The sequence below is a fragment of the Paraburkholderia kirstenboschensis genome (assembly GCF_032806925.1).
GTDB classification, from domain to species: Bacteria; Pseudomonadota; Gammaproteobacteria; order Burkholderiales; family Burkholderiaceae; genus Paraburkholderia; species Paraburkholderia kirstenboschensis.
The window spans coordinates 330,910-347,435 of the sequence record NZ_CP136512.1 but is presented as its reverse complement, the minus strand read 5'-3'; the positions used below and the strand labels follow the sequence as shown (position 1 = coordinate 347,435).

Below are 16,526 nucleotides of genomic sequence, written 5' to 3'. Positions count from 1 at the left end.
GGGAGCGACGGTGCGCGATGAGCAGCGCACGCAACATATGGTGAGCGGACAGTCTTGTCGCACATGGCAGATGTGTTCGGAGTTTCGGAGAACTCGCTGCCATGCACGAAGGACAGTCAGAGGCGTCGACTCTATATTTCTATCTGCAATCCGAATTAAACTTTCGCCGTTGCCGACTTGGCGCGAGTGTGAGCCATTCGCTGCCTCGGCCAGATGTGTCACCCAGTCAAGGAGACACTTTCTCCCAGCCGGGGCCAGGATCGAATGACTTGATCGCCTCCGCTTTCTGCGCGGTGTCGGCGCCCAGGTCGCGCTCATACACCTCGCCAGCCTGACTCACCATGAAGCTCTTGATACCGGTGTCTCCGTACCGCACGGGCCAGGCGATAACCGCAAATCCGCCGAACAGCTTGCCGCGCGCAACATAGTCGTAGGCGCCACCGGGAGCATGCGGCCCCTGTGATTTGAGCAGTTTGTAGTGGTAGCCGTAATAGCCGCCGTCCGCGCTATGACGGGCGCCCGCTTTCAGGAACGCAGGGCCAAGCGGGCTGGGCGGTTCGTCGGGGCCAGTGGGCCAGTACAGGCCATCCTGCTTACCCGGAGAACTAGTCAGTTTCGATGCATACGCTAGAAGCCCGTCGCCGTCATGATCGGTCGACGCATATTCACGTTGCGCGTCATAGATCGCCAGCATCGTCTGCATTACCGCCAGTTCGTTGCGACCAATACGCCGCAAACGCATTTCCTCGATGCCGTCGCGTATATCGAACTGCCATCCCTGTGCGGACTTGACCAGAGGCACGGGAAATGTCCAGCCGTCGTTACCCACTGCAATGCGGGCGTGGCGCGAGTCGACCTGCTCAATGGTATGTGAGGTATCCCAGGCATCGCGGAAGCGACCGCGGACCTCGGCGCCCACGGGAGGAATCAGATTGCGGAATTCATGACCGAAGATGGTCTGTAGTGCCGCCTCCTGGTCATTGAGGACTGCGTTGCCGAATGCATCCATTGCCGCTCCGGGCGACGGAAAGCTTTTCTGCGCGTGCACGGCGGGCGCGACCCCGAAGAACAGCGCGCAGACCGCCGCCGTCATGCAGCACCCGTTGGCGAGGCACGCCCGCCAGGATTGCAACGGTGACTTCATGATCTCGGCTCCCTAAGAGGCCAGTTCAAAAACCCCTGAGGGGGCTGTTTACTTTCTCGGCAAACTGTTAACCTTGGATGTCTGAACAAGGGAACCCAAGGGATGGAAGCGCCGATCATTGATGACGAATTGTGGATACTGATCGAACCGTTACTGCCGCCGCCCAAGCCTCGGCGCAAAGAGCATCCTGGTCGCCCACGCGTATCGGATCGGGCGGCGTTGAATGGCATCCTGTTCGTGTTGAAAACCGGTCTGCGATGGAACCACCTGCCGACCGTATTGGGCTTTGGCTCCGGCGCGACCTGCTGGCGACGACTGAACGACTGGCGCAATGCAGGAGTATGGGATCGACTGCACGAACTGCTGCTCGACAAGTTGCGCGAGGCCGGGCAGATCGATCTTTCATACGCTGCTGTCGATTCCTCGTCGGTACGCGCTGTTGGGGCGGGCGAAAAACTGGCCCGAACCCCACGGATCGCTCGCGACCCGGTTCCAAGCACCACATCCTCGTAGACGCCAATGGCGTTCCCATCAGCGCCATCCTGACCGGCGCGAACCGCAACGACGTCACCCAGTTGCTGCCGCTCGTCGACGCGATTCCCCCGATCCGCGGCGCGCGCGGCCGACCACTTCAGAGACCCAAGGTCATCTATGCCGATCGTGGTTACGATTCCGATCCGCATCGTCAACGATTGCGCGAACGCGGCATCAAACCGGTGATCGCAAGGCGCCGCACTGAACATGGCAGTGGTCTGGGCAAATTCCGTTGGGTCGTTGAACGGACTCACTCGTGGCTCCACAACTTCCGTCGTCTTCGCATACGCTTCGATCGTCGAGCTGACATTCACGAAGCATTCTTGAAATTCGGCTGCGCCCTCGTCTGCTGGAACATCTTCAGGCGTACGGAGCAGCCTTTTTGAACTGGCCTCTAAGGCTCGACCTGACATCGGTCGCTGTTCATTGTTCATTGTCCGCGGCTCGTCACTTGCTTGTAGCTCGCATGCCGCCCGCCTAGCGTCTGCCACGTCCGCCGCCTCCGCCCCCTCGCGACATGCCGCCGCCTGCGCCGCCCCGATTGAAACTGGATGCCTGCGCGCTGGCATGTCCGCGATCGTAGCTGCGCTGTGCGGAGTTCCCGCGATCCACTCCCTGGAAGGCGTTGTCTCGCCCGCCACCATAGCCGCCGCCGCGGTCAGAGGTGCCTGCGCGGTTAGCCGCGGATGACCTGTCCGTTGCCGCCATGCGATCGCCGCCAGCGGACCTGTCGCCGGCACTCGGACGATCGGTAGCGTTGGGCCGGTCGGCCGCAGCGGCGCGATTAGCCGAACCGGAGCGATCGGCGGTCGTCGCGCGATTGCCTCCGCCTGCACCTGCGCCGCCCCTGTCGCCGGCCGTTCCGCGATTGCCCGCATCGCCTCTTGCGCCCGAACCGTTGCGTTCACCGGCACCGCTTTCGCGGCCGCGAAAATCGGAACGTGCGTCTGCGCCCGATACATTGCGCGAGTACTTCTCGCGGCTTGCATTGTCGCGGTAGGCAACGCCTTGACGATGACTCGAATCGTGTTTCCAGCGTCCGCCCTCGACCTTGGTGCGATCGAAGCTGCGATCGACGTTCCTCGCTTTATCGACATTGATGTTGACGTCGCCGCCGCCCCAGTTGCAGTTGCCGAACATGGCGCCCGCAGCCGCGAGGCCGACGCCCCAGGCGAAACCCGTCGCCAGTGCCGCGCCTGGATAGTAGGCCGGGGAGGGTGGCCAGTAGTACGGAGGGTAGGTCGGGTAGCCCCACGATCCGTAGACCACCGTCGGGTTATACGCGGGCACATAGATAACCTGCGGGTTGGCAGGTTCGATCTTCACGATTGTCTGTCCGGCTTCGGGCGCCGCTTCGACAATCACTTTTTGCTGTTCATTCGACTTGAGGTTGCCCGACTTGTCTGCTCGCGCCCGCAAGCGCTGGACGGCGGCCAGCACGTCTTTCTCCTGCGCGAGAAATGCATCGCCGAGTTTTTGTGTCCAGTCGAGTTTGTCGCTCATAGGTTCGAGAATCTGCGGGAAGGCGACGAGCGACTTCACGCTAACGTCCCACGTCTGGCTCTCCACGGCCTTCACGGCGTCTTCGCCCTTCAACTTCGGGTTAGCCTTGACCCAGCGCGCCGCGTACACGATCTCCAAAGGATACGTGGACGCCATCAAGACTTGCGACAGCAGAGAGTCGGGATAAAGGGCGACCGGGGCCACCAGCGCCTCGATCTCCTCTGGCTTGAAAGGCGCGGGCTGAGGCGGGGCCGAAGACTGCGCGTGCACGGCGGCCGCGCCGAGGAGCAGCAGTAATGTCGCGAACCGCCGTACTGTTTTAGCCCAAAGTTCTTTCCTCAGAGACATGACCGCTCCTTACCTGGCTACGAATCATGATGGCCAATTTCAGACCGGAAAGAATCGGACGTTGGTCCTATCGTTGCCAGACTGTCACTGCGCTATTCAACGCAACAGACGTCGTAGCGAATGGCGTCTCCTTCACGCACCATTTCGAGCCCGTGAATCTCCGTTTCGAAGCCGGGAAATCTGGCTTGCTGTTCGTAGCAATTTCGCAGATAGGCAAGTACCGAGGGTTTGTCGAACTGTTCGCCGGGCATGATGACAGGAATGCCCGGCGGGTACGGCACCAGCATCACAGCCGCAATGCGGTCTGCGAGCTCGTTGAGCGGCATGGGTGCCGGTGACGCCGCAGGAGCGCTTTGTCGCAGTGCGGGAGCAACGCCTGCGCAGATATTGTCCGCGCAGACGATCTCCGTGGTCGCCGGATCGACGACAGAGCACTGGGTGGCGACGAAGCTCGCGGAACTCGAAATCCCCGCGAAGATCGTGTGTGTCGAACGTCGACGCCGGGATTGGAGATGTGATCGACCGCAAGGCCAACGTGATGTTCGCGGAACGTTCGATCCTGCTTGCCGCCGCGACCCGCGCGCCTTTCGGCGACCAGGTGACCGTGCTCGACCGGCGCTTCACCTACGCGCCGGTAGCAATCGGCTTTGCAAAAGGCGAAGACGATTTGCGGCTGGTAGTTGATTGAACCTTGAGCCGATTGTTTGCTTCTACTGAATTTCGCGGCCTTTATACGACGTCGTTCGGCCAGCCCGATCAGGATGCGCAAAGATTTTTCAGTGTCGTGGCGTTGCCTGAGTGAACGCCCCAAGGGTGTCGAAACGCTTTGCCATACGAGGACTGACTATGGTTCCCGACTATGTAACTATTGACAGGTCACGATGCGCTATTGCGGCGTGGCCGGCAGCGTGTGCTCCACTCACCTGGAGTCCGCGCTTTATCGCAGCGCCCTTGCGCATTCGGGGCGAGCGGGCACGGTGAAGTTTCCTCGCAGCCACCGCCGCAGGGGCGGTGTGGCTGCGGGCGTCGTATCCGGCATTGGCACTGGCCAGGCCCTCGCCAGGCTCTCTCCTTCCTGCAAAAAACGTTTGCGCTTTTGCCGTGTTGCTCGAAAATCCAACATCGACAATGGGAACCTGGCTGCGACAGCAAAATATCGCGCTAGCAAACACGCCATCGCTCTCTGATTTCATCGCGTTTTCCCGCCACAAAGGGTATTCCCTCACGGAGCAACCGGTATCGCGTCGGTATGTGATTCCAGACAATGCCGCTTATGGGAAGAGGCCAGTGCGAGTCTGCAGTTTTCATTGCAATTTCGGCATTGCGATTTTTCTTGTCTGAGAACGCCTGGCAATGCATGTACGCCGCTAACTAAGATTTGTTTCGTTCAATGGAAATTGGCGGTTTTACCGCTTGATGTTCAGTACGCGTACTTCTAACATGCAGTTGTGCGGCAGATATAATTCGATTAACGAACGATGTGCTCACGCCGGGAGACCAGGCTGAGGCGGTGCGTATCCAATTCGCCAACAGCTTGCACGGGTCGGAGATACCATGATCCATGAAATTGTGGGGAGCCGCGACCCTGTCACAAAGGTTTCGGGTGCCACGCGGCGGTCACGCTCTCAATGGCGCCGTTCCCGCTTCGGCTTCAGCGAATGGTCCCGTGCTCCGTGTTTGCAATCGGTCGTCAATTCGAATAGCGAAGCGAGCGCCCCCGGCCGCGCAGTTCAGCAGGGTGGATTTCCCACGTTCTCCATTTCTAGCGTTGGCGCTGCGATGGCGCCAAAGCATTCTGCGGATGCCAACGCGCAATCGCCGGGGCGCAAACGAATTGCTTTCCCCCGCCTCGCGGCTTTTATTTCATGGGTGTCTGAACGGCACCGCCGCCCCGACAGGTTTTTCGACGTAAAGACGCCTTTGAGAGAAGCACTCGAACTATTGCCGGTAGCGATTTTCGCGGTGGATCAACAAGATAGAATTACATACGCGAATAGCAGTTTGGCCGAGATTTTTGGCTACACAATAGAAGAACTCATCGGCGCACCCGCTGATACTCTTTTCCCTGCGGACTGCGATCTGGATAAGGGCTTGCCGGCCCCGAGTGGCGCACGCTCCAGGCGCAGCTTCAACGCACCTGCCAGACAGCTACTGGCCGCGCAGCGGCGCAGCGGCGGAAGCTTTGCTGCTGAGGCAAACACGGTCGAATACCGTCTGCGTAACCGGTCATTGCGAATCACAGCCATATACGATCGAACGGGATGCAGCGAGGTTGAGCATAGCCGTAAGGAGCTTGCGCATCTGGCCCGCGTGTCGTCTCTCGGAGAATTGACGGGATCGCTCGCTCACGAACTCAATCAGCCGCTCACTGCAATCCTGACCAATGCTCAGGCGGCCCAGCGGTTCGCGGAGTCCGATACGATCAATCGAACGGAACTCAATGAAGCATTGAGTGACATTGTGTTGGCGAACGTGCGGGCGAGCGAAGTGATCCAGAAAATTCGCACGTTGGCCAGAAAAGGGGATATCGAGCTGCTGCCATTGGACATCGGCAGCGTGGTCGATGATATTGCGTTGCTTGTGCATAGTGACGCAATGGTTCGCGGCGTCCGGACCACGTTCGATGTCGCCAAAGACCTGCCCATGGTCTACGGCGACCGGGTTCAATTGGAGCAGGTCCTGCTCAACCTGATACTGAACGGTTTTGACGCTGTCAAAGATTGCTCGCCGACGGATCGCACAGTCGATACGACCGTGCGCGCGGAGCCTGGTGGAGGCGTGAGAATTACAGTGAGAGACCGTGGCCACGGACTGAAGCTGGATAAGATAGACAAGCTGTTCATGCCGTTTTTTACCACGAAGCCCCAAGGGCTCGGGCTTGGGCTTTCCATCAGCCGTACTATTGTCAATGCGCATGGCGGGCGGCTATGGGGCGAGAATAACGAGGGAAAAGGTGCGTCGTTCCACGTCACGCTGCCGCAACGGCATGCCATGGAGGAAGACGCCTCGCGTCGCACATCATGAGCCAAACTATCGCCCGCGTGTTTATTCTCGACGATGACGGACTGGTGCGATCAGGCCTCGCGCGTTTGCTGCGTGCGGCCGGCCATCATGTCGAGTGCTTCGACTCCCCAGAAGCACTCCTCGACAGAACCGATCTCGCCGACTTCCCCACATGCCTCCTGCTCGACCTGCAGATGCCCGGCATGAATGGGCTCGACTTGCAGCGCCGGTTGCAGCGGCGCATGCCCATCATTTTTCTGACCGGCCACGGCGACATCAGTTCGAGCGTCGATGCAATGAAGGCGGGGGCACTCGACTTTCTGCCCAAGCCGGTATGCGAAGCCTCGTTGCTTGCGGTGCTCGACAGGGCGCTCAAGGTAGCAGTAGAAGAGTTCAATAAACGACGCGAGCGCGAAGAGATCGAGGAACGTGTCGGTCACCTGACGCGCCGCGAACGGGAGGTGATGGCGCTCGTTCTGACGGGACGGCTGAACAAGCAGGTCGCGAGCGATCTGGGTGCGGCTGAGAAAACGATCAAAATTCATCGCGCGCGAGTCATGGAGAAGATGAAGGCCAGATCGATCGTCGAACTCCTTCGCCTATCCGACAAGGTTCAGGTGCGCGACGCTGAATGACACCCCCTTCGCGATGGCCGTCCTGGAATCGCGAACGGTCCTCGGAACGCCTCGCAAACACTCCGCGGGGCCGCCCGCACAAACCGCCTCTAGCGCGAAGTCATTATTTTTCGCGTCGCTAGTGGACTAAGGTCTTATATCGAAACGTCGGTTCTCTCGCTACGCTCGGCTAAAAGGCGTAATTACGCAGCGACCTCGCGAGCGCACTGTCCTATGGTCAACCTTAAACAAATCGTTGCTGTGGCGGACGACGACGAGTCTGTTTGCCGCGCCATCGTACGGTTGATGCTGTCCGTTGCGAGCAGAGCGGAAACCAGTCACGTGGAAGTACTCGTGACATGGTCGAAGCTGGCGCGTCGGCGGTACGAAGAAGATTACGTAAGCTACATAGAAGTACTCGACGCCGAGCCCGCGCAGCCGTTCGCATGGGAGGCAAGATGAGACCGGCGGAGGTCCTTGCGTGCCACGATTGTGACTTGCTGCAACTGGGGCCGGCAGTCTCTCCCGGCAGTACATTGCGCTGCCGGCGCTGCCATGCAGAACTGCGTCGCGGTCGTTCCAACGGCCCGGAATATGCGCTGGCGTTCACGCTGGCCGCCGTCGTACTGCTGATCATTTCGAACGTAAGCCCGATCGTCGGCTTGTCAGTCAACGGTCATGTCGTACGGACGACGCTCGCCGGCTCGGTTCGCGTGCTCTACATCGACGGAATGTGGCCGCTTGCGTTACTCGTGGGCATCACGACGATTGTGATGCCGGCGCTGCAGACTCTTTCGATGTGCTGGCTGCTCGTTCCGCTGCGTTTCGGGCGTGTGCCGGCTTATGCGGTCGAAGCGTTCAGGCTGTTTCGCCTCGCGCGGCCCTGGGGAATGACCGAAGTGCTGATTCTTGGCCTGCTCGTGGCCCTCGTCAAACTCGCTCACATTGCAAAGGTGGTGCCGGAGACCGCGTTATGGTCGTTTGTCGTTTTGATGCTTCTGCTTGCGGCCGCTTCTGCGTCGTTCGATCCACATGAGCTATGGGCGCGCATAGCGCGAGCGCGTCACGCGGAGCGCCCGTTGAAGCTGCGGCCGTCCACGCCGGGTAGCGCGACGCTCACCGCGGCCGGGTGCGGTCTCGTGCTGTGTCACGAGTGTGGTCTGCTGGTTCCAGCGCGACACGAAAAGGGTCATGTACGAGACTGTCCCCGTTGTGGATCGCCATTGCACAGCCGCAAGCCACTGAGCCTTTCCAGAACATGGGCCTATCTTCTCGCTGCCACGGTTCTATACGTTCCCGCGAACGTGTTGCCAGTGATGGACACGAGTTCGCTCTTTGGCGCACAGAAAGACACCATCATGAGCGGCGTCGTTTATCTGTGGATTTCCGGCTCGTGGCCGCTCGCCGCGTTGGTGTTCATTGCAAGCATCGTCGTGCCGATGCTCAAGATCATAGGCCTCGGGTACCTGACGATCTCGACGCAGTTGGGGTCGCGGTGGCTTCCCGAGCAGCGTACGCGCATCTATCGCGTGGTCGAGCTCGTTGGCCGCTGGTCGATGCTGGACATCTACGTCATCACGATGCTCGTCGCGCTGGTGCAGTTCCAGGCGCTTGCGACGATCAAGGCAGGTCCGGCGGCCATCGCCTTCGGCGCAGTCGTGGTGCTGACGCTATTCGCCGCGCTGTCGTTCGATCCGCGTCTCATGTGGGACGCAGCGGAGACGGATCATGTCCGGGCCCGACGAAGCTAACGACACCCCGGAACTTCCGCAGGCGGATGTGATTCCGCGCTCCCGCTGGCGCATGCAGCTTGTGTGGCTCGTGCCTATCGTGGCGGTGTTGATTGGCGGATGGCTTGCTACTAAAGCCGTGCTCGAACGCGGCGAGAAGATCACGGTCAGTTTCAAAACCGGCGAGGGACTCGAAGCGGGCAAGACCAAACTCAAGCTCAAGGACGTCGACATTGGCATAGTAGAAGCGGTCATGCTGTCACCCGACCAGAAACGAGTGGTAGCCCGGGCGGAAGTCACACGTGACGTCGCGAACCTGCTGGTCGACGACACGCGCTTCTGGGTGGTGCGGCCGCGCATCTCGGGCGGTACGGTCTCCGGGCTCGGAACGCTCCTGTCGGGATCGTATATCGACGTCGATGTCGGGAGCGCGAAGAAGTCGCGCCGCGACTTTGTCGGACTCGAAGCGCCGCCTGTATTCGCGAGCGATATGCCGGGCAGGGAGTTCACACTCAAAAGCACGGGCCTCGGTTCCCTCGACGTCGGGTCGCCGGTTTTTTTCCGCAGGCTTCGGGTGGGCCAGATTGCTTCATATCAATTGGACCCCGATGGAAAAGGCGTAACGCTGAAGGTATTCGTCAATGCGCCTTACGATGCGTTTGTCAAAGCCGATACGCGCTTCTGGCATGCGAGTGGCGTCAATATGGAATTCGATGCGAATGGCCTGAAGGTGGAGACGCAGTCGATCGTCTCGGTGATCATCGGCGGCGTCGCGTTCGAATCGCCCGCGGATACGACAGAAGACATTCCGGCAGGCGCGAATACGCGCTTTGAACTTTATGCATCGCGTGGCGACGCGATGAAACAGCACGACCGTATTGTCGATCGGTACGTCGTGAACTTTACCGATTCGGTGCGAGGGCTCACGGTGGGCGCACCTGTCGATTTTCGCGGTGTGGTGATTGGGGAAGTCAAGGCGATTTACACCCGTTTCGACCGCGGCACGCGGCGGTTCAGTATTCCGGTGGAGGTCGAAATTTATCCTGAGCGCTTCACGTCGCGCTATCAGACGGGCGCGGGCGGACGACTTCACGAAAATCCACGCGAGCTCGCCAACTATCTCGTCGCGAATGGTTTCCGCTTCCAGTTGCGAAGCGGAAACCCTTTGACTGGCCAGCTTTACCTGGCATTCGATTATTTCCCGGACGCGAGGAAGGCAAGCATCGACTGGGACAAGACGCCGCCCGAGCTTCCGGCGGTGCCGCGTACATTGCAGTCATTGCAGGATTCGGTGACCCGCCTCCTGACGAAACTCAACGCCATTCCATTCGAAGCAATCGGCAACGACGCGCGCGCGGCGATGAAAACGACCAATTCGCTGTTGTCGCGGGTGGACAAGAATGTAGTGCCGAAAGCTCACGACACGCTTGTGTCTGCGCAGTCGGCACTCGACTCCGCGAACAATGCGTTGCAACCGGATTCGTCGTTGCAGCAGTCCACTGAAGAAGCGATGCGCGAACTGACGTTGACCGCTTCCTCACTTCGCAATCTGGCCGATTACCTGCAACAGCATCCCGAGGCACTCGTTCGGGGCAAGTCGGAGCAAAAGCCGTGAAGATCGTCTACGTGTATCTTTTGCCCGCGCTCGCCGCCGTTCTGATTAGCGGCTGCAAGTCGCCATCAGCCGCGTTCTATACATTGAGCGCAGATGCGCCAGCAGCCAGCGTTAGTGCGGCGCGCCCACTGTCAGTGGTAGTGGGGCCCGTGACCATACCCGATGTGGTCAATCGGCCGCAGATCGTAACTCGCATGGAGGGCAACGAAGTCGCTGTCAATGAGTACGCCCGGTGGGCGCAGCCGTTGAAAGGAGAGATAGCGCGGGTAATCGCTGACGATCTCGCGGCATTGCTCAACACGCCGCAAGTATCCGTATTCGACGGCGCTGCCGATCCGCTCACCGCATGGCATGTTCGAGTGGACGTGATGCGTTTCGAGTCGACGCCGGGCGAGGACGTGACCGTGGACGCACGTTGGACCGTGCGCCCGCCGGGCAAGGGGCGGGCCATATATGGACGCTCTGTTGCACTGGAAGCGGTGTCCGGGCCGGGCATGGGGGCAGTAGTGGGCGCGCATAACCGGGCACTCGCGACGGTCAGCCGCGATATCGCCGCGGCAGTAGAGGCGAACAGCGCACCTTGATGGCGGGCGCGACGGAAGGCGACTGTCAAACAACGCGCGGCGCGGCAATGATTCATTGACTAAACCAGCGATACTGGAGTGTCAACGAAATGGAAGTGAAGTCTCCGCCGGCTCGTGTGACGAGTCCGTGCGAGAAGGCTAACTTGGTCGACCAGCCACGTGCAATGGGCACGGAGAATGTCATGCCGTATCGCATATTGGCCTGGCGATCGGCGGCGTCGACGCCGTTCGTCGTGGTTCGGCCGCCTGCTGCATAGCCGATATCGCCTGCAATCCAGAGGCCGGGGCGAAACCCGTAGCCCACGTGCAACTGAAAGATCATCAATGGCGCCTGGCTACGCTGCTTTCCGCGGAAAAAGTCATTGTTAGCCGTGAAGAACCACGCACCCGCGGATCCGTCCATGAACCAGTTTCCGAATGGCTGCGAGATGCCCACTTCGGGCTTGAATGCCCATCGGTTCGCGCCAATGTTGACGAGCCTCGAATCCACATATTGCCCGGACGGCGCAATGACCGTAAGGCTGGTGCCAAGCGACGTGGTCGACTCCGGCTTCGTGAAGGCCTCGGGCGGCAACGGTGGATTACCGAAAAGGTTGTATGTGAGGCGAAGTCGCATGTCGCCCATGCCGCCTCTATGGACTTCGGTGGGCGCATCGATCACATTGCCGCTGACGTTGCCGCGCGCGAACGGCACCCCGACGCCGAACGAGGCTGTATGACCTAGCAGATCGAAGGTCCTGACGTAGCCGAGCGTCAGCAGGTTGAACTGGGCCTGTACACCGGTAATCGGTAAAGACGAGTCCGTCAGTACATCGCCCGAAAGGTGCGAGTACGTTGCGACCAGGAAATTGGTGCCTACAGGCGACGGGGAATACGAGCGAGGTTCCAATTCCTGTGGGCAGGCTGGGGCGTTGGCCAGGAGAGTGCCGAATGCACTTGCACACGCAAGCGCCCAACGGCACCAGGTACGCATCATCGTCGGCCTGAATGGACGGTTGAGCGCAGCGCGCGACCGCGCTCGAAAATGAACCGGAGTTGGCAAATCCAGCGTACCCGCAGGCCAATCCGCCAGAAATACGACCTTGGTCTGATTACAGGGGTACTTCAGCGGTGCGACCATGAACAGACGCCGATTGAGATGAGCGTGGACTACGCTTTGTATCGGCTGTCAGCGCGGGTCCTCTCGCTCATGCAACCCGTCAAGGAGCAGCATCATGGCCGAGCTACTGCTTGGAAATATCGACGAGACATTGTCCGATGAAGAGATCGGCGAGTTCCTGATGAGGTACGGGTTCCCGCGCTTCGACGCTATTCAGCGACTCCCCGGCGCCGGCTCGCGCCCCGGCGCGTTACTGACTTTCAACGACGTGAACCCTAGCTCCTTGAGAACGTTACAGTCGCGCATCCATAACATGTACTGGAAAAAACACTTGATCAGCGCGCAGATTCTTCCGGAACGCGAGACTTAAAAAGCGCGCCAGGAGCCGGCGATGAGCATGCTGTCGTGGTTGTTGAGCCGCTCTCGTCACGACGATCGAGGCGATCACCAGCAGATGAAGAAAATGGTGGAGCGCGTCGTCGGTATGAGTCCGCCGTTGCGTCTCGCGCAGAACTATGAGGCGCGTCTGCTGCCAGCGTTGACTGAAGCCATGCGTTACATCGAGCGGCTCACTGCGGAGGTCCCCGCCGCGCGCGAGGCGACTGCTGCAGCATGGTCCAGCGATCCGTGCATTCATGCCTTTTTCGCGGCCCCGCAGGACGTATGTGCCGCATTGAGTCAATCCGAACACTTGCGGAGTTACTTCTCGGCGCATGCGGAATCGGTCGAGGCTTTCGCGGTGTTGGGAATGGCCATGGATCAGAGGCACGTGTTCGGCGTGGCTCAGCACGGTGTAGTCACCCGTTCGGATGTCGCTCAAACTACCGTCAGTTTCAGCGATCATCAGGTGCGCGTATGCAGCGCAACCGATGCGGAACTCCGGCAACAGATCATGCTGCGTCTGCTCGACCAGTTGACGTTGCAGGGCCTGCAAAAAATCGAAACCGACGAGTCACGGCGCGATGCCCTCGAAGAGGAGCGCGCACTGCTCAGAGCACGCCTCGCGCTATTGGAGCGGCAAGCCGCCGGCGTGCGGTCCTTGCTGGGAAGCAAGGCGCCGCCGAGCGTGGGCGAGATGGCGCGCGCCCAGGCGCAACTCGATCGGAACGAACAGGAACTGGCGCATCTCGGTCTCAAGACGGAGACGATCGAGCGCGGGCTAAGCGTGATTTGCGAAGTGCTGTCTTCGCCGGAGCCATATCTATGCGTGCAACAGAAAAAGCTGCGGCTGGACCCAATGAATATCGTAGCGGATGGAACCGACGGGCGCGAGGCGAACGAGGTCGAATTCACGGTCGTGCAACTGCCTGAGTCCGCCGACCTGACGCGCGCGTTCGCATTGCTGCGCTTCAAACGCAGTGATCTTCTCGCTGAACGGGATATGTTCGCAGAGGCGAGGCGGCTGCTGATCTGATTGATTCTATCGGTGTGAATCCGGCGGCGCCGCACCCGCGGCGCGATGCTTTTCGGTCGGCGCGAGGGGATTGTCCGGCTTGTTCGGATTGGTCAATTTCTGCGGCATCTCGGTCCACGCGAGAAGAAGATGGAAAGTCACGGCGAGAATCACCGGACCGATAAAGAGTCCGGCCACACCTAGCGCAAGCAGACCGCCTATCACGCCCGACAGAATGAGCACCATCGGCAAGGCAATGGCGCGCCGTATAAGTATCGGCCGCATGATGTTATCCAGCACCGACACGCAAAGGGTCCACCCGAGCAATACGATGGCGACGAGTCTTGCGTCGTGGGCGAAGAGCCAGCCGACACAAGCCAGCATCGGTAACAGCGGGCCGAGCTGGATCAGGCACATCATCAGGATCAAAACGCTGATGACTCCCGCATAGGGCACGCCTGCAGCCCAGATGCCGATGGCGCCCAGCGACGCCTGAACCACTGCTGTCACCACCACCCCGAGTGCGATTGCGCGGATCGATTGGCCGGTCAGATGCACGATGCCGTTGCCGTTTTCCGGTGCTATGCGAAGCGCCAATGCGGTGACGAGACGGACCGCTGCCTCTCCGTCGGCATAGAGCAAGCCGCACACGATCACCATCAGGATCAACTGCACAGCGAACATGCCAAGCAGGCTGACCTGCAGGAGCAGCCACTTCGCGAACACGGCAGCATACGGCTGTACTTTCGCGAGGATGCCGCCAGCGCCGGCATCCGACAGCGTTTGCCACTCGCGCGCAAGTCCTCGCAACAGTGGAACGCCCGAGAGCCAGGCAGGCGGAGACGGAAGCGCGTAGTCCGGTAGTACCTTGATGAACGACATGATGTCATCGGCATGTTCTGCGAGCGTCGAAACGGCGCCGAACGCTGGTATGCAGATCAATACGATCTCGATCAGCAGCATGACGGTCACGGCCAGCCAGCGGCGTCCGCCGAGGCTGCGCTGTATCTTCAGCATGAGGGGCCAGGTGGTGACGACAATTGTCGCGCCCCAGATCAGTGCGGGCACGAACGGGTGCAGGATGTACAGGCTGGTGCCAATGAGCAGCAGTAACGCACACACGGCCAGCACGATACGCGCGAGGTCGACAGTGGGGCGATACATTTGGCGTTGCACGTTGGAGTCTTGCGAAGGGCGAACTATTCTGTTCATTCTCTGCATCCATACGTCTGCGAGTGCGAGACTTGAACCGCGTCAGCACGCGGCATGCGCGCGGGCTATCACTCAGTCGTAGTGTTCGATTTCCTTTTGTGCCGTGCTGATCAGCGTTCCGGCCTGACGGCGGGTAATCGCGACAATATCGGGCAATGCGCCGATCGCCGCGTCGCAACCGGTAGTCCTGACGAATTCGGCCGCCGCCATGACCTTTGGCCCCATCGATCCGGCGGCAAAGCCGAGTTGATCGAGGTCGTCCGGATTTGCGCGCGAGATCGCTTTTCTACTGGGTTTGTCCCAATCGATGTAAGCGGCGTCGACATCGGTCGCAATGGTCAGCATGTCCGCGTCGAGTTCTTGTGCAAGCAGCGCTGAGCAGAGATCCTTGTCGATTACGGCTTCAACGCCGTTGAGCTTGCGGTTGTCGTCGTACACGGTAGGAGCTCCGCCGCCGCCCGCGCAAATGACAATGGTCCCGCGTTCCGACCACGACACCGGGCGAAGTACAGACCACGTTGTTGCCGTCGTCCCACTGTTCCCGTTCAGCCGCGAAGGTGTTGCCTCCGGTCTCGACGACACGCAGCTCCTGTAGTCCGAGCGCTTCAGCGACCACATCCAGAAAGGGCTTCTCTTCTCGGCGAATCTTGATTGTTGATTCTGTCGCTTCCTCCGCACGTATCGAAAAGGCGACGATCTGCCCGACGACATCGGGGAAGATCGTGACGAGATCCCGATCGCAAAAGCTGAAGACCGTATCGAGATGCATCGCGGCGCGCGATTTCGGCATGCCGACAACGATGACGCGGTCACTGCGCCTTTCGCAAACAGCGCGAGCGACAGTTCGCCGATAGCTTGCCTGGTCGTGCGCTCTCCCATGCCGACAAGTAGCGTGCGATTGCCGATTGGCATGACGTCGCCGCCTTCAAGCGTTGCGAAGCCATGATCCTTGTCAGGCGCGCCATACCAGACCTGATAGGCGCCGCCTGCGAAGTCCGGATGGAACTTGTAGATCGCCGTGGTCAGTAGCGTTTCCTGACGACGTGCGGGCCAATGCATTGGGTTCAGCGAGACTCCGCCGTAAATCCAGCATGTGGTGTCGCGTGTGAACAGTGTGTCAGGTAATGGAGCGAGTACGAAACCCGAGTAGCCGAGATACTGGCGGAACATTCTGAGAGCGTCGCCTTCGCCGGTCTCCGGCATGTCCTCGGCGGCTACGCCACCAGTGAGAAACTCCGCCAGTTTGCGGGGTTCGAGCGATTCGAGCCATTGGCGAACCTCGCCGGCAAGGCCCACGCCCACGGTGTCCGTGCGGATTTTCCGGTCAAGCAGCCATTTCAATCCCTCGGGGCTGCGGACCGTTTCAGTCAACAGATTGTGCATCTCGACTACGTCGACGCCGCGCTCTCTCATCTTCGTGACGAAGTCGACATGATCACGCTTCGCCTGGCTTACCCAGATGACGTCGTCGAACAGTAGATCATCGCAATTGCTGGGAGTGAGGCGCTGGTGCGCGAGTCCGGGCGAACACACCATGACTTTGCGCAATCTGCCTGCTTCAGAGTGAACGCCGAATGCGCCTTTCTCCGTGCCCATCGTGCACCTCCTCGGGAGGTAATGATCCGATGTGAGCGCCAGTTCCGGGGCTGCGCGACAAAATCTGCTGAGGGCGCACACCTGTTCTCATGACTAGTACCTGGCTGTCCGTATCAATGTGACGAAGTTCGGATAGAGAGACAATAAGACT

The 16,526-nt window shown here is 60.1% G+C and carries 15 protein-coding genes and 2 pseudogenes; 10 read left to right on the top strand and 7 right to left on the bottom strand.

All coding sequences use genetic code 11. From position 1 onward, the window contains the following. Positions 1 to 226: 226 nt before the first annotated feature. On the bottom strand, positions 227 to 1,093 hold the full coding sequence (locus tag RW095_RS10205; protein ID WP_317019811.1) for a DUF2950 domain-containing protein: 867 nt from the start codon (positions 1,091 to 1,093) through the stop codon (positions 227 to 229). A 153-nt stretch (positions 1,094 to 1,246) separates the two neighbouring features. Here RW095_RS10205 and RW095_RS10200 point away from each other — a divergent pair. After that, positions 1,247 to 2,064 (top strand): IS5-like element ISRme6 family transposase gene (locus RW095_RS10200; RefSeq protein ID WP_317015035.1). Its coding sequence is split into 2 segments (ribosomal slippage): positions 1,247 to 1,595 and positions 1,595 to 2,064, totalling 819 coding nucleotides; the frame shifts between segments, so codons are not numbered across the junction. Positions 2,065 to 2,155: 91 nt separating this feature from the next. Here RW095_RS10200 and RW095_RS10195 read toward each other — a convergent pair. Beyond that, a complete protein-coding gene (locus tag RW095_RS10195; RefSeq protein WP_317018853.1) occupies positions 2,156 to 3,529 on the bottom strand; it encodes a DUF3300 domain-containing protein in 1,374 nt (457 codons plus the stop codon). Positions 3,530 to 3,621: 92 nt separating this feature from the next. Continuing rightward, complete coding sequence (locus RW095_RS10190) at positions 3,622 to 3,855, bottom strand: Orn/Lys/Arg family decarboxylase (RefSeq protein WP_317018852.1); 234 nt, start codon at positions 3,853 to 3,855, stop codon at positions 3,622 to 3,624. Between the two features lie 158 nt (positions 3,856 to 4,013). Between RW095_RS10190 and RW095_RS10185 the strand changes: the two genes are divergently transcribed. The 7 genes from RW095_RS10185 to RW095_RS10155 all read left to right on the top strand — a co-directional run bounded on the left by RW095_RS10185 (position 4,014) and on the right by RW095_RS10155 (position 11,075). Continuing rightward, positions 4,014 to 4,217, top strand: coding sequence for a type 2 periplasmic-binding domain-containing protein (locus tag RW095_RS10185; protein ID WP_317018850.1), 204 nt, complete (start codon positions 4,014 to 4,016; stop codon positions 4,215 to 4,217). A gap of 866 nt (positions 4,218 to 5,083) precedes the next feature. Continuing rightward, positions 5,084 to 6,553: a sensor histidine kinase gene (locus RW095_RS10180; RefSeq protein WP_317018849.1), complete on the top strand. Its 1,470-nt coding sequence runs from the start codon at positions 5,084 to 5,086 to the stop codon at positions 6,551 to 6,553. After that, complete coding sequence (locus RW095_RS10175) at positions 6,550 to 7,167, top strand: response regulator transcription factor (protein ID WP_128586543.1); 618 nt, start codon at positions 6,550 to 6,552, stop codon at positions 7,165 to 7,167. Before RW095_RS10180 ends, RW095_RS10175 begins: the two co-directional genes overlap by 4 nt. Before the next feature lie 213 nt (positions 7,168 to 7,380). Continuing rightward, entirely contained in the window at positions 7,381 to 7,608 is a 228-nt protein-coding gene (locus RW095_RS10170; protein WP_317018847.1) for a hypothetical protein, read from the top strand. After that, a complete protein-coding gene (locus RW095_RS10165; protein ID WP_317018845.1) occupies positions 7,605 to 8,897 on the top strand; it encodes a paraquat-inducible protein A in 1,293 nt (430 codons plus the stop codon). Before RW095_RS10170 ends, RW095_RS10165 begins: the two co-directional genes overlap by 4 nt. After that, complete coding sequence (locus RW095_RS10160) at positions 8,875 to 10,491, top strand: PqiB family protein (protein ID WP_317018844.1); 1,617 nt, start codon at positions 8,875 to 8,877, stop codon at positions 10,489 to 10,491. The genes RW095_RS10165 and RW095_RS10160 overlap by 23 nt, the downstream gene beginning before the upstream one ends. Then, complete coding sequence (locus RW095_RS10155; protein WP_317018842.1) at positions 10,488 to 11,075, top strand: PqiC family protein; 588 nt, start codon at positions 10,488 to 10,490, stop codon at positions 11,073 to 11,075. Before RW095_RS10160 ends, RW095_RS10155 begins: the two co-directional genes overlap by 4 nt. A gap of 52 nt (positions 11,076 to 11,127) precedes the next feature. On the opposite strand, the gene RW095_RS10150 is transcribed toward RW095_RS10155, so the two are convergent. Next, on the bottom strand, positions 11,128 to 11,964 hold the full coding sequence (locus RW095_RS10150) for a transporter (RefSeq protein WP_317018841.1): 837 nt from the start codon (positions 11,962 to 11,964) through the stop codon (positions 11,128 to 11,130). Between the two features lie 325 nt (positions 11,965 to 12,289). Here RW095_RS10150 and RW095_RS10145 point away from each other — a divergent pair, with 325 nt between their 5' ends. Both RW095_RS10145 and RW095_RS10140 read left to right on the top strand, forming a co-directional pair. Further along, a complete protein-coding gene (locus tag RW095_RS10145; RefSeq protein WP_317018840.1) occupies positions 12,290 to 12,544 on the top strand; it encodes an RNA-binding protein in 255 nt (84 codons plus the stop codon). Positions 12,545 to 12,565: 21 nt separating this feature from the next. After that, positions 12,566 to 13,588 (top strand): hypothetical protein, encoded by a 1,023-nt coding sequence (locus RW095_RS10140; RefSeq protein WP_317018839.1) that lies wholly within the window; start codon positions 12,566 to 12,568, stop codon positions 13,586 to 13,588. A gap of 6 nt (positions 13,589 to 13,594) precedes the next feature. Here the strand turns inward: RW095_RS10140 and ydiK are convergent, their stop codons facing one another. The 3 genes and pseudogenes from ydiK to RW095_RS10125 form a co-directional block, all read right to left on the bottom strand. Beyond that, positions 13,595 to 14,779 (bottom strand): AI-2E family transporter YdiK, encoded by a 1,185-nt coding sequence (ydiK, locus tag RW095_RS10135; protein WP_317018837.1) that lies wholly within the window; start codon positions 14,777 to 14,779, stop codon positions 13,595 to 13,597. Positions 14,780 to 14,851: 72 nt separating this feature from the next. Then, a pseudogene (locus tag RW095_RS10130) lies at positions 14,852 to 15,286 on the bottom strand (amino acid kinase family protein); the annotation flags it as partial. Continuing rightward, positions 15,264 to 16,375 (bottom strand): annotated as a pseudogene (locus RW095_RS10125) (arginine deiminase); the annotation flags it as partial. The pseudogenes RW095_RS10125 and RW095_RS10130, both read right to left, overlap by 23 nt. Between the last annotated feature and the right edge of the window lie 151 nt (positions 16,376 to 16,526).